The 20,942-nt window shown below is 61.1% G+C and carries 22 protein-coding genes and 1 pseudogene; 8 read left to right on the top strand and 15 right to left on the bottom strand.

The features are described from left to right. Positions 1 to 75: 75 nt before the first annotated feature. The 6 genes from HX899_RS30760 to HX899_RS30735 all read right to left on the bottom strand — a co-directional run bounded on the left by HX899_RS30760 (position 76) and on the right by HX899_RS30735 (position 5,354). Complete coding sequence (locus HX899_RS30760) at positions 76 to 753, bottom strand: DUF4405 domain-containing protein (protein ID WP_138328702.1); 678 nt, start codon at positions 751 to 753, stop codon at positions 76 to 78. After that, entirely contained in the window at positions 753 to 1,220 is a 468-nt protein-coding gene (locus HX899_RS30755) for a cytochrome P460 family protein (RefSeq protein WP_171599235.1), read from the bottom strand. The genes HX899_RS30760 and HX899_RS30755 overlap by 1 nt, the downstream gene beginning before the upstream one ends. 89 nt (positions 1,221 to 1,309) lie before the next feature. Continuing rightward, the gene (locus tag HX899_RS30750) at positions 1,310 to 2,296 is read right to left on the bottom strand and encodes an aldo/keto reductase (RefSeq protein WP_210273883.1); all 987 of its coding nucleotides are present in this window, start codon (positions 2,294 to 2,296) and stop codon (positions 1,310 to 1,312) included. Between the two features lie 841 nt (positions 2,297 to 3,137). Next, entirely contained in the window at positions 3,138 to 3,857 is a 720-nt protein-coding gene (locus tag HX899_RS30745; protein ID WP_181294139.1) for an SDR family NAD(P)-dependent oxidoreductase, read from the bottom strand. A 124-nt stretch (positions 3,858 to 3,981) separates the two neighbouring features. Beyond that, complete coding sequence (locus tag HX899_RS30740; RefSeq protein WP_180195651.1) at positions 3,982 to 4,410, bottom strand: putative quinol monooxygenase; 429 nt, start codon at positions 4,408 to 4,410, stop codon at positions 3,982 to 3,984. A gap of 92 nt (positions 4,411 to 4,502) precedes the next feature. Continuing rightward, positions 4,503 to 5,354, bottom strand: coding sequence for a VOC family protein (locus tag HX899_RS30735; protein ID WP_171599238.1), 852 nt, complete (start codon positions 5,352 to 5,354; stop codon positions 4,503 to 4,505). Positions 5,355 to 5,601: 247 nt separating this feature from the next. Here HX899_RS30735 and HX899_RS30730 point away from each other — a divergent pair, with 247 nt between their 5' ends. Further along, positions 5,602 to 6,744: an MFS transporter gene (locus tag HX899_RS30730; RefSeq protein ID WP_138328697.1), complete on the top strand. Its 1,143-nt coding sequence runs from the start codon at positions 5,602 to 5,604 to the stop codon at positions 6,742 to 6,744. On the opposite strand, the gene HX899_RS30725 is transcribed toward HX899_RS30730, so the two are convergent. Beyond that, positions 6,741 to 9,647: a winged helix-turn-helix domain-containing protein gene (locus HX899_RS30725; protein WP_171599239.1), complete on the bottom strand. Its 2,907-nt coding sequence runs from the start codon at positions 9,645 to 9,647 to the stop codon at positions 6,741 to 6,743. The two genes, HX899_RS30730 and HX899_RS30725, sit on opposite strands and share 4 nt — an antisense overlap. Positions 9,648 to 10,116: 469 nt before the next feature. Beyond that, the gene (locus tag HX899_RS30720; protein ID WP_173863004.1) at positions 10,117 to 11,013 is read right to left on the bottom strand and encodes a LysR family transcriptional regulator; all 897 of its coding nucleotides are present in this window, start codon (positions 11,011 to 11,013) and stop codon (positions 10,117 to 10,119) included. A 139-nt stretch (positions 11,014 to 11,152) separates the two neighbouring features. On the opposite strand from HX899_RS30720, the gene HX899_RS30715 reads away from it, so the two are divergent. Then, positions 11,153 to 12,145, top strand: a complete 993-nt coding sequence (locus tag HX899_RS30715) for an MBL fold metallo-hydrolase (protein WP_181294137.1) — start codon at positions 11,153 to 11,155, stop codon at positions 12,143 to 12,145. Positions 12,146 to 12,194: 49 nt separating this feature from the next. Beyond that, positions 12,195 to 12,773, top strand: coding sequence for a pyridoxamine 5'-phosphate oxidase family protein (locus HX899_RS30710; protein WP_181294136.1), 579 nt, complete (start codon positions 12,195 to 12,197; stop codon positions 12,771 to 12,773). A gap of 189 nt (positions 12,774 to 12,962) precedes the next feature. Here the strand turns inward: HX899_RS30710 and HX899_RS30705 are convergent, their stop codons facing one another. Beyond that, entirely contained in the window at positions 12,963 to 13,853 is an 891-nt protein-coding gene (locus HX899_RS30705; protein WP_181294135.1) for a LysR family transcriptional regulator, read from the bottom strand. Between the two features lie 104 nt (positions 13,854 to 13,957). Here HX899_RS30705 and HX899_RS30700 point away from each other — a divergent pair, with 104 nt between their 5' ends. Both HX899_RS30700 and HX899_RS30695 read left to right on the top strand, forming a co-directional pair. Further along, entirely contained in the window at positions 13,958 to 14,827 is an 870-nt protein-coding gene (locus HX899_RS30700; protein ID WP_138328691.1) for an SDR family oxidoreductase, read from the top strand. 33 nt (positions 14,828 to 14,860) lie between these two features. Beyond that, entirely contained in the window at positions 14,861 to 15,334 is a 474-nt protein-coding gene (locus HX899_RS30695) for an AtaL-like protein (protein ID WP_181294134.1), read from the top strand. A gap of 65 nt (positions 15,335 to 15,399) precedes the next feature. Here the strand turns inward: HX899_RS30695 and HX899_RS30690 are convergent, their stop codons facing one another. Further along, entirely contained in the window at positions 15,400 to 16,092 is a 693-nt protein-coding gene (locus HX899_RS30690) for a type 1 glutamine amidotransferase domain-containing protein (RefSeq protein WP_181294133.1), read from the bottom strand. 121 nt (positions 16,093 to 16,213) lie between these two features. Here HX899_RS30690 and HX899_RS30685 point away from each other — a divergent pair, with 121 nt between their 5' ends. Then, on the top strand, positions 16,214 to 17,146 hold the full coding sequence (locus HX899_RS30685; RefSeq protein ID WP_181294132.1) for a LysR family transcriptional regulator: 933 nt from the start codon (positions 16,214 to 16,216) through the stop codon (positions 17,144 to 17,146). A gap of 359 nt (positions 17,147 to 17,505) precedes the next feature. Here HX899_RS30685 and HX899_RS30680 read toward each other — a convergent pair whose 3' ends face one another. From HX899_RS30680 to HX899_RS35330, 5 genes and pseudogenes are all read right to left on the bottom strand, one after another. After that, positions 17,506 to 17,880 (bottom strand): VOC family protein, encoded by a 375-nt coding sequence (locus HX899_RS30680; protein ID WP_003557411.1) that lies wholly within the window; start codon positions 17,878 to 17,880, stop codon positions 17,506 to 17,508. A 106-nt stretch (positions 17,881 to 17,986) separates the two neighbouring features. Then, positions 17,987 to 18,607, bottom strand: coding sequence for a glutathione S-transferase family protein (locus HX899_RS30675; protein WP_181294131.1), 621 nt, complete (start codon positions 18,605 to 18,607; stop codon positions 17,987 to 17,989). Next, the gene (locus HX899_RS30670; protein WP_181294130.1) at positions 18,600 to 19,085 is read right to left on the bottom strand and encodes an SRPBCC domain-containing protein; all 486 of its coding nucleotides are present in this window, start codon (positions 19,083 to 19,085) and stop codon (positions 18,600 to 18,602) included. Before HX899_RS30670 ends, HX899_RS30675 begins: the two co-directional genes overlap by 8 nt. After that, positions 19,078 to 19,410 (bottom strand): helix-turn-helix transcriptional regulator, encoded by a 333-nt coding sequence (locus HX899_RS30665; protein ID WP_181294129.1) that lies wholly within the window; start codon positions 19,408 to 19,410, stop codon positions 19,078 to 19,080. The genes HX899_RS30670 and HX899_RS30665 overlap by 8 nt, the downstream gene beginning before the upstream one ends. A 14-nt stretch (positions 19,411 to 19,424) precedes the next feature. Then, positions 19,425 to 19,664, bottom strand: a pseudogene (locus tag HX899_RS35330) (SRPBCC domain-containing protein); the annotation flags it as partial. Between the two features lie 379 nt (positions 19,665 to 20,043). Here HX899_RS35330 and HX899_RS30655 point away from each other — a divergent pair. Beyond that, positions 20,044 to 20,406, top strand: a complete 363-nt coding sequence (locus HX899_RS30655; RefSeq protein ID WP_138387860.1) for a helix-turn-helix transcriptional regulator — start codon at positions 20,044 to 20,046, stop codon at positions 20,404 to 20,406. Beyond that, positions 20,387 to 20,881 carry an SRPBCC family protein gene (locus HX899_RS30650; RefSeq protein ID WP_181294128.1) on the top strand — a complete coding sequence of 165 codons (495 nt, stop codon included), beginning with the start codon at positions 20,387 to 20,389 and terminating at the stop codon, positions 20,879 to 20,881. Before HX899_RS30655 ends, HX899_RS30650 begins: the two co-directional genes overlap by 20 nt. Positions 20,882 to 20,942 lie beyond the last annotated feature (61 nt).

Here is a 20,942-nt window from a genome sequence, read left to right as displayed (position 1 = left end):
TATCCGCCAGAAGCGGCCATATCGGGTCTTGATGGGAATCGAAATCGCGACCTGTCATTTGTGACGGAATGCCACTCAGCGTGAGCCTTTCCTGCGCAATTGCATTAGGCTGGTTGCGTAGTGCCCGAGGCAGACGAACAGCGCAACAATGGCGCCCTGGTGCAAAAAGAACCGCAATGCCGCTTCTTCGAAATTCCAGAGATTAAGAGTCATTTCGGCCATAAGGCGCGACCCGGTACCCATGACCATCCAGCTGTGGACGCCGTAGGCGGCTACGGCCAGCGCCAGGGCGCGGAGGATCCAAGTCCTACCGACGCTGGGGGTGCCAAGTCGCAGCCAGGCGCGCATCGAGGCCATGATCATGGCCCAGCGCATGCCGACGTGGACCGCGACGATCACCAGCGCCCAATAGGCGGCCTGGGCGTGCAGTTGACGTGCCCCGAACGAGCTGGCAATCGGCAAGAGGCTGAATAGAGAGCGCGAAATGATCAAGCTGGTGACCAGCAGGCTTAGCATTGCGGCCGCGAGTGCGCCGATGGTGACGATGTTGAGCCAGCCGCGCAGATCCCGGCTACCCTTGCGGGCGGTCGAACCGTACCAGCGGCGATTGAAGGCGTTGTGGAAGATCAGCAGCCCGAACATGGCCGTGCCGATCAGTTCATGGGTAAGGTTGCCCAGCCAATCATAGGCCAGGGCAGCCACTAGCAGACCACCCGCCACGGCGTTCATCAGCAGGCGAACCTGAAGCGGCATCAGGGCAGATACGCTTCCATGCGGTCGCGGGTGAACATGAAATCATTGCTTTCCTGCCCTTGGTGGCAGGCCTCGCAACGTTCCGCGATCGAGGTGCGGTTGACCTGGCCGTTGGTGTCGAACTGCTGGAAATGCCAGTCACCGGTGCGCTTCTCCTCCTCGACTTCGAGGCCCCAATCCACGCCTTTTTCCATCACGAAGTAGCCGGTTAGGGCACCGTCGTCATAAATCTCCAGTACAAGCCTGGTGCCCGGGGGTAACGGCTGGCCAGCCTTCGCGATGTCGATCGTTTCCTTCAGGGCATAAGCCAGCTCGCCACCTGAGCCGCGCCTGTAATCTCCATACATAACCATCTGCTTGAAATCTTTCGGGAAGGTCGCGCGGTTGGCGGCTGCGGCGGCAAGGCCGGATGCTAGGAGCAGAGCGGCCCCACCGAGGGCTAGAAGGACAGAACGGAACGATGGCATGAGGATCCTTTCTGGATATGGGAAATGTGACCTGTGGCGGCTTCGGAAATGCCAGCGGGCGCCGCTTGAGCGCCCGCCGTTCCGGAAGATCAGGCTTCGACGTCGACCGATTCCGTAAACATCGGGCTCATGCGCCCGCCATGCACGGTTATGGTGGAGAGCACGGCATTGATCTCGGCGAGATCTTCAGGCGTCAGTTCGACACGAAGCGCCCCGAGATTTTCAACCAGGTGGTCGATGTTGCGGGTGCCAGGGATCGGCACGATAAAGGGCTTCTGTGCTCGCAGCCATGCCAGCGCGACAGCAGAAGGTGTTACTCCCTTTTTCGCCGCGAACTGCCTCAGGAAGGTAACGATCGGCATATTCGCCGCCATGTTTTCCGCGCTAAAGCGTTCAAAGTTCGCGCGAAGGTCCGTTTTCGGATCGAACTTGATGTTGCTATCGATCCTGCCTGTCAGATACCCCATCCCGAGCGGTCCCCATGGCACGAAGCCGATCCCGAGTTCCTCACATGTCGCCAGGACACCGTTCGTTTCGGGACTGCGCTCAATCACCGAGTATTCCGTCTGCACAGCCGTGACCGCCTGCACGGCATGGGCTCGCCGAATGGTTTTTGCGCTCGCTTCAGACAAGCCGAAATGCAGCACCTTGCCTTCCTGGATCAGGTCCTTGACGGCGCCTGCCACGTCCTCGATCGGCACGTTCCTGTCGACGCGATGCTGATAGAACAGATCGATGCGATCTGTCCTGAGGCGCTTCAGCGATTCTTCGGCAACTCGCTTGATGCGTTCCGGCCGGCTGTCCCGCGCGGTCGTGCCGTCGAGGGCGAAGCCGAATTTGGTGGCGATCTTCACCTTGTCGCGGATGGGTGCCAAGGCTTCACCCACCAACTCTTCGTTTGTATGGGGCCCGTAGACTTCGGCGGTGTCGAAGAAGGTCACGCCGTTGTCATGTGCGGTGCGCAAAGTTTGGATGCCTTGGGCAATATCGGCCGGTAGGCCGTAGGTGCCACTGATGCTCATGGCGCCGGCGCCGATTTCCGACACCTCCAGAGTTCCCAGTCTACGTGTTTCCATAATCGATCCTGTCTGCGTGGTTGACGTATCCGAGGTCGCGGCGCCAGCCATTGATCCGAGCGGCAGGGTTGCTCCAGTGAGGGCCGCCCCCACCACAAAATCTCGTCGTCCGATGCTCAGCTCGATCCGTCTTTGCTTATTCATGATCAGTCTCCTGATTGACCGCGACCAAACGGGCGTCGCTTCGCGAAACGTTCTTTTGACGTCGAAAGCGATGACCCCGCTCTTTGCGGCTCATGTTGGCGGTTAGTGATATAAGCCCCACGAGATCATCCGATTAGGCGGGAATATCTGCATGGGTTTAGAAATGGAGCTTCTGAATTCGGACGATTGCTCAGCGCTGGACAAATGCCGGTAGGCGTATTGTCGATCGGTCCTATGCCAGACCCGCCACACCGGCAGCGCCGTCATCACCTGCCGATATTAGGCGGCCAGCTCCTCCGGCGTGCCGTTGGGGAAGGCCGGTTATTTTCGGCCATTTACCTGACGGAGCCGATATCGATGACCTCAGGAGGCAATATGCAACGTGGCCCAAATATCTGCCGCCCGGACCAGGGGAAAGATACTAGGCTTTCAAAAACATCCGCCAAAGCGGACCATGAAGGTTGCGGCGCTGAGCGGCGGTCATGCGCCCCCAATCCAGTCATTGGCGTTTGCGCTAACGGAATCGAAAGCAGACATTCACTGCTGACGCGCACGACTGCGCGGATGGATTCGTTCCCGACTCTTGCCCAAGACGGTCCCGAAAAATGGAGAACAAGGTCCGGATCAAGTTGTCTGACTGATCGCGTCTGCGGCTCGTAAGAGAGAGCCGCCCGCGATGACCCGCATGTCTATTGCGCTACTGGGCAAGATAACCGCCGTCGATGTTCAACTCGACGCCGGTCACGTAGCTTGCCTCCTCGGAAGCTAGATACAGGCAGCCATAGGCGATCTCGATCGACCTGCCACCGCGCTTCATCGGTGTTGCCGCGATGACAGCTTCATTGAGCTCTGGCGCCTGTGCATCCGTCAGCGGCGTGTGTACGAAGCCCGGATGCACGGAGTTGACCCGGATCCCGTCGGATACGTACGTCATCGCCGCGTTTTTCGACATGTTGCGGACTGCACCTTTTGCGGCATGGTAGGAATGCGCACCCGCAACCGCTGCACTGCCCCAGATCGAGGAGATGTTGACGATCGCACCCGCTTGCTGCTTGCGCATGACTCGAATTGCTTCCCGCATGCCGAGGAAGACACCAGTCTGGTCGACGGCGATCATCTTCAGCCAGTCCTTCATCTCCAGCTTGTCGAGCGGCTCGTAGGCGATAATGCCGGCATTGTTTACAAGCACGTCAAGTCGGCCATGTTTCCTGACGATCGCGGCAACGACCGTTGCCCATTGCTCTTCGCTGGTCACATCAAGCGTCACTGCTTCGACGGCGTCGGGATATAGTTTTTCGGACGGCTTGATGTCGGCGGCGATGACAATGGCGCCCTCGCTATTGAACAGATCCGCGACTGCGAAACCGATACCACCTGCGGCTCCTGTGACCAATGCAACCTTGCCCTTGAGTCTCATCTTGCAGCTCCTTCTTGGCTTGATGGTGTCGTGTGCAAAAGCGGCGCCTGCGGCGCGGCGTGCTCTTCCCCGAGCAATCCGCGATGGCCCTCGTTCGCCGACGTCCAGTTTCGTGGGAAGCGTGCTAGTCGCCAGCCGGCGCGAGGATCTGCATTCGCATCACCTTCACTCCGCCATCGGCGAGTTCGGGCAGCTTGGCAAACCACTCCTTCACATACGGCATGGCGTTATGAGCCTCAAAGTCGGCTTCGTTGGCGAATATCTCGTAGAAGATGAAGTGTCCGGGGGTCTCACGGTTCTCCTGAAGAAAATAGACGAGGTTTGCGGGATCGCTGCGGACAAGGTCAATAAGAGGAAGCGTGACGGCCCGTAGTTCGGCCTCCTTGCCCGGTTTGGCACGGACCTCGGCAACAACCGAATAGGCCCCACTTGCAATTTTGGCATAGCCCTGGCCCGGGCCTTCCTGAGCGAGCGCGTCCGCTTGGAGAACGGGTCCCGCGAGCAGGCCCCCGAGCAGAATAGCCGAAGCTTGCAGCCGCAGCGTAGTGATCATGTCGTTTCTCCTTATCTTGCCAAGCGCGGTAAGATGGCCCGCTGGCCAAATCCGGGTGCCGGCCTGCAAAGTGATGCTGATGCCTTTTGCGCTTACTTCGCGCTCGCAAGTTGCAGATGCGCCGCCAATGCATCGGCAAACCGTTTTTTCACGGGTCCAAGCGCCTTCACGAACTCCAGTTGTTCCCCCTCCGGGCCCTTGCAATAGATCAGTTCCCAGCCGTCTGATGGCGCAACGGTCACTTTGTTGGTGTTGGCGCTCTGGGGGGCCGCCTTTCGTTCGTCTTCTGTCGAAACACGTATGATGCGATTTGCCCGCACCTGCGTCATGCCACGCCGCTCGGACTCCGCCTCGAGATCGGCGATAAACTGGTTGAAGTCGACATCATCCCGGACGTAGAAGCAGATGTGCATCATTCGCGGAAAAGCCGGGCTCATATGCTCCACAGGTTCCGCGAACGCCTTGGGACCACCCATCGGTTGGTCCGCATCGCGATACTGCAAGAGCTCAATAACGACGTTGTCGAACTGGATGAATCGCACATCGAGGCGTTGGGCGCCGTCCCTGAGGTCAGGCACGCCGATCGTCCGCGGATTGACGCCGAGCTGATTGGCCAGGATTTCCTGGTCGGCAAGCAGTGTGTTCTGCACGGCGTCGCCTTGAAAGTCACCATGGCGGAAGACTTCGGTCCCACCGAGTACGGCTGTGTAGAACTCGTACGCGCGTTCCATGTTCTGCACGGTCAGGCCGAAATGCTGTACGCCCTGAAGCCGGGCACCCAGCGAACCTGGATCGCCGGTTGCGACTGGCGTATGTGCGGACGCAGTTGCATCGCCTGCTAGGGCAGCGGCAATTCCGCCGATTGCAACGCCTCCGGCGGCGCGAAGGATGGCTCGGCGCTCCGGGTCGTCCGGTTGGGTAGCTGGCTTTTGATCGCGAGACATCGTTGCCTCCTGTGTTCGCGGGGTGACTGCGCAAATTCTAGCGCGTCCGCGCTTGCGAGGCTGGTTAAGATCTGGGAAATTTGGTGAACCGAGCAGCCATCCGGTCAGTACGATAACGGCGACCTGGTATCTTCCTGCGCGCGGACCGCGGCCCCCGGACCGGGGCCAACAAAGGCTCATAAGGGATATGGACACAACGGCGGGGCGGACCAGACGGATTGCAATCGTGCTGGGTGCAGGCGCGGGAATGTATTTCAGCATCGGGATCGTGCTGATCTATGGCTTCAGCGTTTTCATCGTGCCGATCACCGAGGATACTGGGTGGGATCGGACCGTGGTGGCCGCCGTCGTCGCACCGATAGCCGTCGTAAACGGTCTTATGTCGCCTGTAGTAGGGGCGTTGACGGATCGGTTCGGCCCGCGCCGGGTGCTTGCCGTATCGTCCATGTCGATGGCGATCGGCCTGATCGGGGTCGGCATTGCGTCGCAGAATTTGACTACATTCATCGTGGCCGTCGCCGTGGCAAGCCTTATGGGTGCCGCGCAGACCGGCGTGCCCTACACCTATGTGGTGGTCGGATGGTTCTCCGCGCGACGCGGTCTCGCACTGGGTGTCATGCTTTCCTTCGTGGGGCTTGGGATCGCAACGCTTCCTCCGTTCCTTGCATTCCTGATTTCCGAGTGGGGCTGGCGCTTTGCCTTCATGGCAGCCGGTCTGATATCAATTGCGGTCACGCTTCCCGTCGCGCTTTTCGTTATTCGTGATCCGCCCGTGCTTCAGCGACCCGACCGCACAGGGGGCGAGGGCCACACTGTTCGCCGGGCGGTGGAGACGGCAAGCTTCTGGTTGATGCTGGGCGCATTTTTTCTCAACTACTTCGCCGCTGCCGCCGGGTCTATTTCGCTCCCTGTCGTGCTGGCGGATCGCGGAGCGGATCCGGCAATGGCGGCCTTGGTCATGAGCCTTGTGGGGTTGTCCTTCATTGTCATGCGTCTCGGCTTCGGGGCACTGCTCGATCGATTTCCCCCGGTCCCGTTGACCAGCCTGGCTTTTCTGTCACCCGTTGTCGGTCATTTCATTCTGTTGAATTCCGAAGCTCTGATCCCCGTCTATGTCAGCGCCGTCTTCTTCGGCCTCGCCACCGGAGCGGAGGGCGACGCGATCGGTTACCTGCTGTCGAAACGGTTCGGAATGCGAAGCTTCGGCAAGCTCTTCGGCATCAACTACATGGCTTTGACCATGGGCGCTGGACTTGGCCCGGCATCGCTGCACATCATGGCCGCCGAAGGTACGCGCTACGTCGAGGCCTTTTCAATCTTCGCGGGCATTGCCGCGATCGCTCCGATCCTTCTCATGTTGGATCGCCGTACGCGAGCGCTAACGCGCTAGGAATTCGGACTTGTATGCCCATCGCGACGAGCCTGACGAGCAGCGCTTTTGCTCCCCTTGCCAGCATCCCCCAGGCTATCGAGGAGTGCGCGCGCCTTCACCAGATCGCGGGTGGTGAGCCCTTCGCCGAAGCGTCGATAAATCGGTGCCAGAAGCCCGCCAACCCTTTCGCTTTGTCCCGACTGAGCCCAATGCTCGGCGAGAGCCGTTGCGGCGCGCAACTCCCATGACAGTGCACCTTGGTGGCGCGCGAGGTCGAGCGACTGAAAATAAAGGGCTTCTGCGGCTTTTACCGTCCGGTTGGCGCTTTCCTTGCCCAACAAAACCGCCTTTATGCGCAGCAGTTCCGGCATGCACCAGATTTCGCCGGTCGATGCCGAAAGCGCGACTGCCTCGCCGATCGCGGTCTGCCCCGCATCAACGTCCCCATGATCCCCCAGACCCGCAGCGTAAACGCCGATATAGAAAGGGCAACGCATGCGGAAACCTACCACAAGAAGCTCATCGAGCGCGCCTCTCAACATCGCCAGTCCAGACGGATCACCGCTTTGCAGCAACCACTCTGCGCGCAGGCAGCGGCTCATGGCACTCCAAATCGACATCGCGTGCTCCGCGACATGGGCTTCGATGCCAACAAGCAGGCGCTCCGCGGCAGCAAGGTCTCCCGTCCACAGTGCAATGGGGCAGGTCGTGTGGACGATGGCATTGCAGAGCGCGAGGGCGTGCTGCGAGGCCCGTGCCTCTTCCAATTGACGCTGCGCCATGGCAACCGCCCTGTCGGGATGCCCCTGCAGCCAGGTGACGTTCGCAAGGGTGCCCCTTGCCGCAGATCGTGGGTCCAACTGGAAACGCGCAATGTCGGAACGGGTCACGGGAGGGACATATCGGGAGATCATGCGTTCGAGGTGACGCCGTGCTTCGCCAAGCTCTCCCAAGTAGCGCAGAGCGGTTCCAGTCTGCCTATCGACATTGTTGCGTGCATCCAGATCGCCGCGGTCGGTTGCCAGCTTTCTTATCCGATCCGCCATCCCCAAGGCCGATTGGTGATCGCCCGTCCAGGTGAAATAGTCGCACAATCCCCACAGGCACCTGAGCATGTATTCGGTGTCGTTGAGCACTTCGGCGGAGCCGAGGGCTGTGGTCCAGGCGGTCTTGACTTCGGGCAGCGGGCCGCGGGTGTGAAGCAGCGCCGTGCCATAGGCAAGCTGCAGCTTCATGTCGTCGCTCGCACTACGGAAATCGGCAAAACAACGACTGAGAGCGAGTTCTACCCCGGTGCGGCACTCCTCCAGGAGCGAAAGATGTTCCCAAAACGGGAGAGCAGCAACCGTGAGCGCTACGCCGGTGGCAACGCTGCGGTTCCCGGAGAACGCCCAGCCCAAAGCACCGCGGATATCGTCCATCTTTCGCCCGTACTCGGCGAGCCATTGGGCCGTCGGCCGGATTTTCCATTCCGCCTCGGCGCGTTTGGCGAGTTCGAGGAGATGTTCGGCGTGGCGCTGGCGCAGGCTGTTGCTTTCGCCGCTCTCGGCAAGTTTCTGCAGCGCATATTTGCGGGTTGTATCGAGCAATCTGTAGTGCGTCCCGAGCTCTCCTCTCTCCGTCGATATAAGCGACTTCGCAACGAGGTTCGCGACACCGTGAATGCATCCGGAGCGGGCACGACCCTTGTCGACTGCAACGGCGCAGGCCGATTCGAGACTGAAGGCGCCTGCAAAGACCGAGAGGCGTCGCAGCAGGACGCGCTCAGGCTCGGCGAGCAGGCCATAGCTCCAGTCCAGCGTTGCAGCCAAGGTGTGGTGGCGAGGGTCGCCACACCGCCTATCGCTCAACACATGAGATTGATCGGCGAGAAGGTCGAGGAGTTCGCGTGTACTGAACGCATCCAGTCGCGGCGCAGCGAGTTCGATCGCGAGTGCCAGCCCATCGAGCCTGCGGCAGATCTCAGCAGCGACTGGTGCGTTCCCGTCGTTAAGCTTGAACTCGCCGCGACTTCCGGCCGCGCGCTCGACGAAGAGCTCCACCGCTGGGAACGCCAAAGCCTGGGCTGCGGAAAGTTCGGACACTTCGGGTGGTGTTTCGAGAGGCGGCAGGCGATAGACCTGTTCTCCGACAACCCGCATGGGTTCACGGCTCGTGGCGAGAATCCGTACCCTCGCGGCGGCGGCCAGGAGCGTTTCTGCGCAGGAGGCCACCGCTTCGATGACGTGCTCACAATTGTCGAGCACAAGCATGAATTCCCGGTCGGTTGCGAAGGCCGCGACCGCAGCTTTGATCTTCTCCGAGTGGACCCTCAATCCCATCGCCGTGGCGATCGCCGTCGGTACGAGAGTTGCATCGTTCACGGTCGCCAGATCAACGAACCAGATGCCATCGTGATACGCAGCAGTAAGTTGATCAGCTATTGCGAGAGCCAACCTCGTCTTGCCGACGCCCCCCGGGCCAACGATCGTCAAGAGGCGCGATACCTCAAGTGCGCACCGGATTGCATCAACAGCATCGCCTCTTCCCACCAAACGGGTTGTTGAAACAGGCAGATTGTGCGTGCGGGCACCTTGAGACTTCGCCGTGACGGAGGTGTCATTCTGCCCCGAAATACGCACGGGAAAGACGAACCGATAGCCCCGGCCGCTCACCGTCGCTATGTATTGCATGTCGCCCGGAGCATCGCCAAGCGCGCGACGAAGAGCCGCAACGTTTACCTTGAGATTGCTTTCCTCGACGAAGGTATCCGGCCAGACGCGCGACACAAGCTCAGCCTTGCCCACCAGTTCGCCGGGACGCTCGATCAGCGCCGCCAAAATTTCCAGTGCGCGGCTACCGACACGAACGGCCGTCTGATCCCGCATCAGCGACTGCCGCTCTGGTACAAGTACGTACGGGCCAAAGAAGTAGGAAAGCACGATCGAAGCTCCGGACGCAAACGTACAAACCCCTTGAATACGTGAACGATCGCTTAATGAAACCGCTCACAGCCCCAGGACAATAACCAATATCACATGTGAAATACATCGCAGATCGATCGACAGGAGCAGCCGACCTACAGGCTGCGGGGTCCGCTCTGGGGCTGTGACAGCAATGCTGAATGTCTTCTTGAAGCACCGAAGGTACAAGTCCCCATGCCATCGGGCCAGAGCTCAGAACCTGGGACCATTGCGCCTTGACGGAAATTATTTCCGCTGCCGGTCCGAAGATTATCGTCCCACTTCCAATCAACGGCAGTTCTGCGCCCTCGTTGCAGTCCTGGAGATGTTTGGCTCTTTCTGGAAAGCCCGACATGTCAGGAGCTTGGGGAAGGTGCGTTGCACCTTGCAGCATTCTCACAGTGTGCCTGACCGCGATTAACGGAGGCGCGCCTGGATAGCGGGGACGCTAGCGAGCCATCTGCGCGCGTAGGCGGGGCCCGATCCAGTCGAGGAAACACCGCACCTTCAGCGGCATGGGATCGGCTGGTCCATGGACAACGTTCACCGGCAGCGGTTCCGGTGCGAACTCCGCCAGCAATTCCTGCAGCGCGCCGGAGCGCAAGTGATCGGAGATCTGGTAAGACAGAACGCGGATAATGCCGATACCGGCCAGTGCAGCCTGAATGGCAGCCTCCGTCGTGTTGACCGCGAGCTTGGAGCGCGGCTCGACGGCAAAGGCCGCGCCATCCCGGCGGTAGCGCCATTCCGGCGCGGTCGCGAAGCCCTGGAAGCTTATGCCGTCATGCTGGGCGAGGTCATCCGGCTGACGCGGCACTCCTCGGCGGGCGAGATAGTCGGGGCTCGCGCACATCACCCGGCGGACGGCGCCCACGCGCGTTGCGATAAGCGCGCTGTCCGCCAGATGCCCGATCCGCAGGGCCACATCAACGTGCTCATCCACCAGACTTAGCTGCCGATCGACCAGGGTCAGGCGCAGGTTGATATCGGGTTGCTCCTTCAGGAATTCCAGCGCAATTGGGAGCAGATGGCGCTCGCCGAAGGCAATCGGTGCCGTTACGTGCAGCCCGCCACGCAGCGCGCCATGATCGCCGCTGGCCTGCCGCTCCGCCGCGTCCAGTTCCTCCAGAATGCGACGGGACGCGGCGACGAAGGCGCGCCCCTCCTCCGTCACGCCGAGGCCGCGGCGGGTGCGCAGGACCAAGCGCACACCAAGGTGCTTTTCAAGATCGGCGACCTTGCGGCTGACCGTGGCGAGCGGTGCATGCAGTCGCCGCGCCCCGGCCGAGAGGCTGCCTGCCTCGACCACCGCCAGCAGCACCGACATTGCTTCGAACCGATCCATCGAAACCTTCCGGAATTTGAGAGGTAAGTTCTCTAAATGGCAGGATACCCTATCAATTGTGGATATCATAGCTTTCATGTCGTCCAGGGGACGCCGGCGGGCTGGCTCCCGTATTGCCAAAGATCCGGAGGAAAACGCCATGCCTCAACTTTCACGTCGCGCCTTTGCCAGCGCGCTTCCTCTGGGCCTCATCGGGGGGAGCCTCCTCGGAGGAGACATAATCGGTGGCGCTCCCGCGCCCGCCCTTGCCGCGACGCCGGATACCGCTAAGACGCCGGTCAGCGTTACGCCGCTGGCGCAGATCCGCATTGGCCGCTTCACGGTGACAGCCCTGACGGACGGGTATGCCGATATGCCCTACGACTATTTTCCGGGACGCGCCGCGGCCGAGGTCGAACAGGCGGCAATCGCGCAGTTCACCGCCCGGCCGAGCGGCGTGCGGTTCCTCTTCAACCAGTATCTCGTCGAGGATGGCGAGCGCCGCATCCTGATCGATGCCGGTCCGGCGGGCTCGATCGGGCAGACCGGCGAACTTCCGCAGGCGCTCAGCGCGCTCGGCCTGCAACGCGACCAGATCGACGCGGTGATCGTGACGCATATGCATCAGGACCACATGGGCGGTCTGATCGTCGGGGGCAAGAACAATTACCCCAAGGCGGAGCTCTACATCGATCGTCGCGACGTCACCCATTGGACCGACCCGGCCAAGCGCAGCGGCGCGCCCGACTATCTGCAGACCAGCTTCCAAATGGCGGGGGAGGTCGTGCGCCTCTACCCGAAACTCCAGGCGATTGACGGCGAGCGTGAGATTGTGCGGGGCGTCTCCATTGTCGACCTTGCCGGCCATACACCCGGCCATATCGGCGTGCGGGTCGAAGATGGCGGGCAGAGCCTCATCATGGTTTCGGATATGATCTTTCCGGTCGTGCATCCTGGGGCGACCGATGTGTTCTTCCTGTTCGAGCAGGACCCTGCAGCGGCCAAAGCGATGCGCGACCGCTTTTTTCCTCGCGCCGCTTCGGAGGGCGCGCTCATCGCCGCCACGCACATGCCCTTCCCAGGGCTCGGCCGTGTCGTCGCCGACCGCGGGCAGATGCGCTGGCAGGTAGCGGACTGGGCCTTGCAGAACTGAGGTCCGCTACGGCGGGCCCCGCTGCGGCAGTCGCGAGGGTAGAAACGGCATGAGCACCAGATATCTCGGTATCGCCACGACGGCCTCCGTCGCGGCCGCGCAGGAACACTATGGCAGCGCGGCGCAGTGGGAGCGGATAGGCGTGCGCGGCCACGCAGACGATACCGGGCAGAGCCAGCGCCTGGGTCCGTCGGAAAGGACCTTCATCAGGGCGCGCGATGGTTTCTATCTCGGCAGTGTCTCGGACACCGGATGGCCCTATGTCCAGTACCGTGGCGGCCCCGCGGGCTTTCTCACCACCGTCGATGCATCGACGCTGGGCTTCGCGGATTTTCGCGGTAACGGGCAATACATCACTACGGGCAATGTGCGCACGAATGACCGCGTCTCATTGTTCCTGATGGACTATGCGCACCGGCAGCGTCTGAAGATCTTTGGTCACATGTGCATCATCGATGCGACAGACGATCCGGTGCTGGCGAAGAAGCTGACCGTGCCTGACTACCCCGCTCGCGTGGAACGTCTCGTCCTCATCGCGGTGGAGGCGTTCGACTGGAACTGCCCGCAGCACATCACGCCGCGCTTCACGCAGGCTGAGCTCGAGCGTTGGCGAACTCAACCAAAATAATCATTGGGGATGGAATTGACATCATAAACAGCATCAAGACGAATGACGGCGCGCAGAGCGGGCGCATCGGCTTCGGCTCCGCCCCGCAATACCTCTCCGCAAGCAATAACGAAACACGCTGCTCTCCTCTGGATGTCGATCTCGTCGGTTATGGGCCAGATTCTCTGCGTCCGAAAGCGGGTTCGGTCATCACCTGCCGATATAGGCGGCCAGTTCGTCGGCCGTGCCGTTGGGGAAGGCCTGTTTCAGAAAGTCCAGGAACGCCGAGACGCGCGCGCTGAGCAGCCGCCTGGAGGGGTAGAGCGTCCAGAGAGCGATCTCGGGGCCGTCGATATCCCCCCAATTGACCAACGTGCCGTCAGCCAGGTCGTGGCTGACCAGCGAAATGGGAAGACGTCCTGCACCGACGCCGGCACGCACTGCATCCCGGATCGTGATGAGTGTTGACAAGGTGAGGACCGGCTCGATCTTGATCGTCGCCCGGCCGCCGGCTGTCTTCACCTGCCATGTTTGAGCTTCGCCTGTCCCGCGCGCAACGCCTGGAGCGGCGTGTCCGCCGGTCGGGCGGGGGAGATCGGGGCTTGCCACCACCACCAGGCGGTCGCGCAGAAACGCTCGTCCGACCAGGCTTTCGTCGGGATCGGGATTGACCCGGATGACCAGATCGTAGCCTTCCTCGATCATATCGACGGGTCGGTCCTCACTCGTCACCTCAAGCCTCACCTCCGGATATTGGAGGGCAAAGCCGGCGGCGATCCTTCCCATTGCGGTCTGGGAGAAATGCAAGGGTGCGCTGATCCGCAATCTGCCCTTGGGTTTTTGACCGCCGGAGGCAATCGCCGACGCTGTCTCGTCCAGTTCGGCGAGCAGCGCGCCGGTTCGCTCGAACAGCGCCCGTCCTTCCTCGGTAAGCTTCAGGTTACGCGCGCCCCGTTCAAACAGCCGCAGAGCGAGGCTGCTTTCCAACTCGGCGACACGCCGCGACAGGGTTGCCTTCGGCCGGCCTGTCGCCCTTGCCGCTTTGCCGAAGCCACCATGGCGGGCAACGAGATTGAAATCGGCAAGCGCAAGAAGATCCATGTCTGTTCCACCAGCGAGACGGACTGTCTAAAATCGCCGTCTATCGGGCTGCTAATGAACCACACATATTCGACGTGTCAAGCAATCCAACACGGAGAAAGACCATGACCATTCTCGTCACCGGCGCCACAGGCAATGTTGGCCGCCAAGTCGTCGAACACCTCGTCAAGCGCGGCGCCGATGTCCGTGCTCTTGTCCGCGACCCGTCGAAAGCCGAATTCCCGGCTGGCGTCAGCGTCGTGCAGGGCGACTTCCTCGACGTCGACGCGCTGCGCAACGCCATGTCAGGCGTGTCGACGCTGTTCCTGCTCAACGCCGTGGTGCCGGACGAATTCACCCAGGCTTTGATTGCGCTGAATGTCGCCCGGTCGGCCGGCATCGAGCGGATCGTCTATCTCTCGGTGATCCACGCCGACGTCTACGTCAACGTGCCGCATTTCGCCGGCAAGTTCGGTGTCGAGCGGATGATCGAGCAGATGGGTTTCAAGGCGACGATCCTCCGCCCGGCCTACTTCATCCAGAACGATCTGACGGTCAAAGACGTCATCACCGGCTACGGCGCCTACCCGATGCCGATCGGGCCCAAGGGTCTCGCCATGATCGACGTGCGTGATATCGCCGAGATCGCCGCCCTAGAACTGCTGCGCCGCGAACAGGCTGCAGAGCCGCTGGCGCTCGAGCGGATCAACCTCGTCGGTCCGGAGACACTCACCGGAATCGATATCGCCGCCATCTGGTCGGACGTGCTCGCCCGTCCGATCCACTATGGCGGCGACAATACCGAGGGCTTCGAGCAGAATCTCAGGCAGTTCATGCCTGCTTGGATGGCCTACGACATGCGGCTGATGGGCGAGCGTTTCCTGACCGACGGGATGCTGCCTGAGGCCGGCGACGTCGAGCGTCTGACAAGGCTGCTCGGACGCCCGCTGCGCTCCTATTCCGCCTTCGCCGCGGAAACCGTTGCCTCCGCCTGAGGCAGCAACAGCGATCTCAAAAGGACGATCACGATGATCTATTCGACCGCCACAGTTCCGGTGAACCCGGAAGGCGAAACCCCATTGACGCGCGCTGAGGCCTGGCAAGGTCTCGAACGCAAGGCGCGCGACGCCCGGCTCTTTCTTCCCGCCGGTCTCTGCACCCGTTGCGATGTCGTAGAGGAAAGCCCGACCCATTTCGTGCGCGAGGCGACGATTGCCGGGCAGGATCTGCGCGAGATCATCACCCTGGACCAGCAAAGCAAGGTCACCTTCTTTCAGGCGACGGGGCCACGCGAGGGAGCGATCGTCAACGAGCTTTTCGAGGATGAAGACGGTCGGCTGCAGCTGCGCTTCTACTGCTACATCGGGCTGCGCGGCAAAGAGCCGAACGGCCCGGAAGAGCAGGCCGAGCAGGCACAATTCGATGGCGAAACGGGCTACAGGGCCGCCTTGCTATCGACACTGAAGCGGACCCGCGAACTGCTGGCAGAGGGAAAGCTCTGAGTATCGCCGCAACACAAATAACAGAGCGGCTGGTCCTGGGTTTATCCCCGACCAGCCGCCGTGTGTCAGGCGGCCTTTGCCGCCGTCACGGCAGCGAGCAGAATGCCGGCGGTCTCCACCGATGAGCCGGGGTTCTGCCCGGTGATGAGCAGGCCGTCCTTGATAGCATAGGACGACCAGTCGTCGCCGCTGGAATAGATGCCGCCATTCTCCTTCAACATGTCCTCGACCAGGAACGGCACCACCTGGGTGAGACCGACGCCGTCTTCTTCGGAGTTCTTGAACCCGGTGACTTGTCTGCCCTGAACCAGCGGCGTGCCGTCCAAAGCCTTGACGTGGCGCAGCACACCCGGGGCGTGGCAGACAAAGGCGACGGGCTTGCCGGCCTGATAGAGCGATTGGATGAGGGCGATCGAATTCTTGTCTTCCGCCAGATCCCAAAGCGGGCCATGGCCGCCCGGATAAAACACGGCATCGTAATCTTCATGGGACACCGAAGCGAGCGTTACGGTCGAGGCAAGCACGGCCTGGGCATCCGGGTCGGCATGGAAGCGATGGGTCTGGTCGGTCTGGAAGCCGGATTCGTCGCTCTTCGGGTCGAGAGGCGGCTGTCCGCCCTTCGGCGATGCGACGGTGATGTCGGCGCCGGCTTCGAGGAAGGCATAATAGGGGGCGGCGAACTCTTCGAGCCAGAAGCCGGTCTTCCGGCCGGTGTCGCCCAGTTCGTCGTGCGAGGTGAGAACCATGAGGATTTTCATCTGGAGATCCTTTCGAGACAGATGTGATCGGTTGCTTTCGATGAGGGGATCATGCCTTGGCGGCTCTCATTCCTAAAATTTATTTCTTTGATTTCAGTTATGCATTCGGCAATATATCTGGATGAAGTATGACCTCAACCTCCTGCCTGTCTTCGTGGCGCTCATGGAAGAGCGCAATGTCACGCGCGCCGCCGAACAACTGGGCATGACGCAGCCGGCCGTCTCCAACGCCTTGAACCGCCTTCGCGAGACATTGCGCGATCCGCTGTTCATCCGCGAGCGCTACGGCATGAAGCCGACTGAGATGGCAGAGGCACTTGCTCCGGTGATCCGCGGGGCATTGGCGAGCCTCGATGACGTCATTCTCGGTCAGCAGGCGTTCGATCCGGCGCGAGCGACACGGCAGTTCACCATCGCCCCCAACAGCTACGTCGAGTTCGTGCTGATGCCGGTGATCGTGGCGCGGCTGCGCGAATGCGCGCCCGGGATCAGGCTTCGCTTGACGCCCTTCGGCAATGATCTGGCCGAGACCGGCGCGATATCAGGGGCGACGGAAATGGTGCTCGGCCGGATCGTCGAGCCGCCTGATAACATGGTCGTGCAGCATCTCATGGATGATGGGCTGGCCTGTGTCGTGCGCAAAGATCATCCCGAGATCGCCGAAAGCATCTCCGAGGAACAGTATCAGCGGATGCGGCATGTCAACGTGCTTCCGCCCGGCCGGATGCGCGTCGGCCTGTTCCAGATGCTGCAGCAGGCAGGTCTCAGGCGCGACGTCTCGGTCTCCGTCACCCATTTCCTGGCGGTCCCGGAAATGGTGGCCGTCACGGACTACTGCGCGACGCTGCCCCGGCTGATCTGCCATCGCCTTGCCCGCGACCCGCGTCTCAAAGTCCTGCCCGCACCGGTCGATCTCGGCAGCTTCCCGGTCGAGCTGGCATGGCATGTCCGCTACCGAAACGACCCCGCCCATCGGTGGCTGAGGTCATTGATATCAGAGGTGGCAAAGGATGTCTCCGGCGCTCCGGTGGCAGAAGCGATGGCTGGAAATTGAAACGGCTGTCCGAGACCTCGGCTAGGCCTTCACGGGCGAATTGCGGGCCAAACCGGTGTTGATGGCACCCGATCATGTCGGCATACGTCGCTGTTCCGGCTGCGGACGCCACCCCGCGCTCCGTCGTCCTCGGGCTTGACCCGAGGATCCATTCTGGCCTCCTCCTTCCGGGAAGTGGATGAGGCCAGCGCCTGCCTGATAGCGAGTATCTGCTTGGTTTAAAGACTATCTTGACGGCCGCTTTGCCCGGATTCACGATTCCGAAGGCAATCCAGTCGAGCTGTGGGAGCCGGCGCAGGATTGATGGTACATGGGTCGCTCTCGACCATGCTGTGCAGTAGGCGCTACTGAAGGCTAACTCATTTCGTCGGCTGCGACCGTACGGTCAGTTTATTTCCGTCAGGATCGCGAAGATATGCGACGAACGACCCGTTCGGACGTTCCCGTGGCGGGCTCTCGATCGCTGTGCCACCATGCGCAGTACCGGCGGCATGCCACGCTAGAACATGGTCGGGGCTCGCGGCGGCGATACCGATAGTCCCACCGTTGGCTACGGTCGCCGGCTTGCCATCAATCGGTTTCGTGATCATCAGCCGACCACCCTCGTGGGCATAGATCAGCCTGCCTCTTGCATCCATCTCGCCCGGCTTGCCTCCCAATGCAGCGAACGTGGCGTCGTAGAAGTTTCTGGCCCGCTCCAAGTCGTTGCTTCCAATCATCACGTGGGTGAACATGCTTCATCTCCAGTAAGGTAGCCAATAGATCAGTGGCTGATCTCGATAAATTCACGTGCTTTTGCCAACGCCTTTCACCCTGGCAAAGGTCCTTCGCCCGTGCTCTCTAGGCTGGGAAAGGGTTTCGCCACGCATCCAGTTCTTCAAGCCGTCCGTACCACGCTTGGATATGCCGAAACTCGGCGAGTGGAATCCCGGCGGCGGTTGCAAAAGGAAGTGCAGCGGCCAATGCGAAGTCTGCCACAGTCAGCGTCTCCCCGACGGCGACGCTGTTGTTGGCCAAATGATCGTCGAGCACGCGAGCATGGAGCCGAAAACTCGTCTTCGCATCTTCGATCACGGCGACGTCAGGCTCCCCGCCGAACAACGGCTTGATCAAGGTTTCAAACCACAGCGTTGCTCCGTGCCGGGTGAAGTGACTGGCATCCCAACTCAACCAGCGCAGCACGTCGATCTGCCGGTGGTCATGCGGCCAGAAATCCGATGCGACGCTGTCAGACAGCCTGCACATGATGGCGTTCGCTTCCCATAAAGTTCCGGCATCATCCTGCAGCACCGGGACTTTCCCGTTCGGGTTAAGCGCCAGGAATTCTGCGGTGCGCTGTTCTCCGCTTGCCAGGTCAACCCTGACGAACTCGACGTCGGCTTTGAGATAACGAGCGGCGGCGCAGGCCTTCCGGGGATTGAGCGTCTCGCAATAATAGAGCTTCATCGTCGCCTTACCCATGATCCGGCCCTTCGGATTCAGTCCCGAGAAAGAAGCTCAACCGCTCGAGACTTTGCGACCAGCCGTCTTCATGACCCTTTAGTGACGATGCGCTATCAAATCCACTCTGCCGAAACGTCATTTCCGTGCCTCCGTCGCTGTCCCTGAATGTGATGGTGACGACCGTTTCCGGGCTATTTTCGCCGGTTGCGAGCTCCCAGGCATGTGTGAAGACAAGCCTATGCGGCGGCTCGACCTCCAGATATTTTCCGCCGACCCAATGCTCTTCTCCATCTGGCGCGATCAGACAGGCGCGGTGTCTGCCGCCGGGCCAGGCTTCAAGCCGATCGCCCACCGCCTTGAAACCGTGAGGGCCGCACCATTGCACCAACGCTTTGGGGTCGGTCCACGCCCTGAAAACCAGATCGCATGGAGCATCAAACCTTCGGACGAGAACCAGGTCGCGGGTATTGGCGGTGTCGGTCTCTTGATTATTCATTGTCGTATCCTTGTACTTTGGACAGATAGTCATCGAGACGATCAAAGCTTTGATCCCAGAAGCGTCTGTAATCGGCGATCCAATCAGCAACCGTCTTCAACGCGGCCGGCTCGAGGATGCGGGGACGCGAATTCGCTTCACGGCCGGAGCGGATCAATCCGGCCTGTTCCAGGACCTTGAGATGCTTTGATATGGCAGGCTGAGACAACTCGAAGGGATCAGCGAGTTCAGCCACCGTCGCCTTGCCGTTCGCAAGCCGTCCAAGAATTGCTCGCCTCGTGGGATCGGCGAGTGCGGAGAAAATCGCATCGAGCTTGTCGTTCATACATCACCATCTAGCTATATAGCCACATGGATATATTCGGTTCGGCGAAATGTCAAAGGCAATTTTGCATGGGCGAAATCACGGGGCAAAAATCGCTGGCGCAGCGTCAGAAACGTCTTGCCGTCAGCGTGCTCATCGAAAGTCACCGTGGGGCGGAAATGCTCGGGGTCGCCGGGATTGGGCGTGCCATAGCCCATCACGATCCGCTCGTTCGGCACGAACTTCAGAAAGTGCATGAGGTTCGGGAAGCGCTGCACGGCCTGGAAGCCGACTGCACCGTCAAGGCGGAAACGTCACCGAGCGGCACCATCCCCTCACTTTCCAACGCTAGCCTGTGACTTGGGGCGATGCCGGCCGCCGCACTGCGAGAACTGGCTGGCGCCCACTTCTCCTCCTTCATTCCTGTGTTTGTCACAGGAATCCAGCCACGGCGCGTCCGTGCCGTGAATGACTCTCGTCCAAACAAGAAAGTCTATCGCGCCCAAGGACTTGGGCGCACTGGATTCCTGTGAAAGGCACAGGAATGAGGGAGGGTGGGGCGGCGACTTCCACGCCGAGATATCTGCGCCGATCGCCTGAGGCCGATCTCGGTCCCTTGCATGACACCGACCCGCGTGCTAGACACTGAACTATATGGTTCAGTTTTCGACAGCTCGCCTTGATGCCTCCTTTGCCGCGCTCTCGGACGCCACGCGACGCGGCGTTCTGGAGCAGCTCGGGAGTGCGGATGCTTCGATCACGGAGCTCGCAGAGAAATTCCACATGACCCTCACGGGTATGAAGAAGCACATCGGCGTCCTGGAGCAGGCGGGGTTGGTGACGACGGAGAAGGTCGGGCGTGTGCGGACCTGCAGGCTGGGCTCACGCGGACTCGAGGAAGAGGCGGCTTGGATCGAAGCGCGCCGCCAGATCTGGAACGCACGCTTCGACGCGCTTGATGACGTCATCGAGGCCCTGAAACGGAAGGAGAAAGTCGATGGGGGACAGAGCGAGTAACGGCCGCACGGTGGTCGAACGGAGATCGGAGCTTGAACTCGTGGTGAAGCGCACCTTCAACGGCCCGGTTCGCCTCGTATTCGACGCGTGGACCAAGCCCGAGTTGTTCAAGCTGTGGTGGGCGCCGAAGTCGATGGGCGTGCCCCTTCTTTCCTGCGAGATGGATGTTCGCACCGGGGGCAGCTATCGCATCGCGTTCGGACACGACGCCTCGGACGCCATGGCCTTCTTCGGCAAATATCTCGACGTGTCGCCGCCATCGCGCCTCGTCTGGAGCAATGACGAAGGCGGGGAGGAGGGCGCCGTCACCACGGTGACCTTCGAGGAAGAGGACGGCAGGACGCTGCTGGTGCTGCGGGAACTCTATCCCTCGAAGGAAGCGCTCGACCAGTCTTTCGTCGGTATGGAAGACGCGTTGCCCGAGCAGTTCGAGCAGTTGGATGAACTTCTCATCACGCTCAGTGCGAGCGTGTGACAGCTCGACTCATTCGGCCATGCCTCGAACAGGACGAAACAGGGAATTGGCGCAGCGTGAC

It is taken from the genome of Rhizobium sp. WYCCWR 11146 (assembly GCF_013591995.1).
Taxonomy (GTDB): domain Bacteria; phylum Pseudomonadota; class Alphaproteobacteria; order Rhizobiales; family Rhizobiaceae; genus Rhizobium; species Rhizobium indicum.
This window is presented reverse-complemented; position numbering and strand designations above follow the sequence as displayed.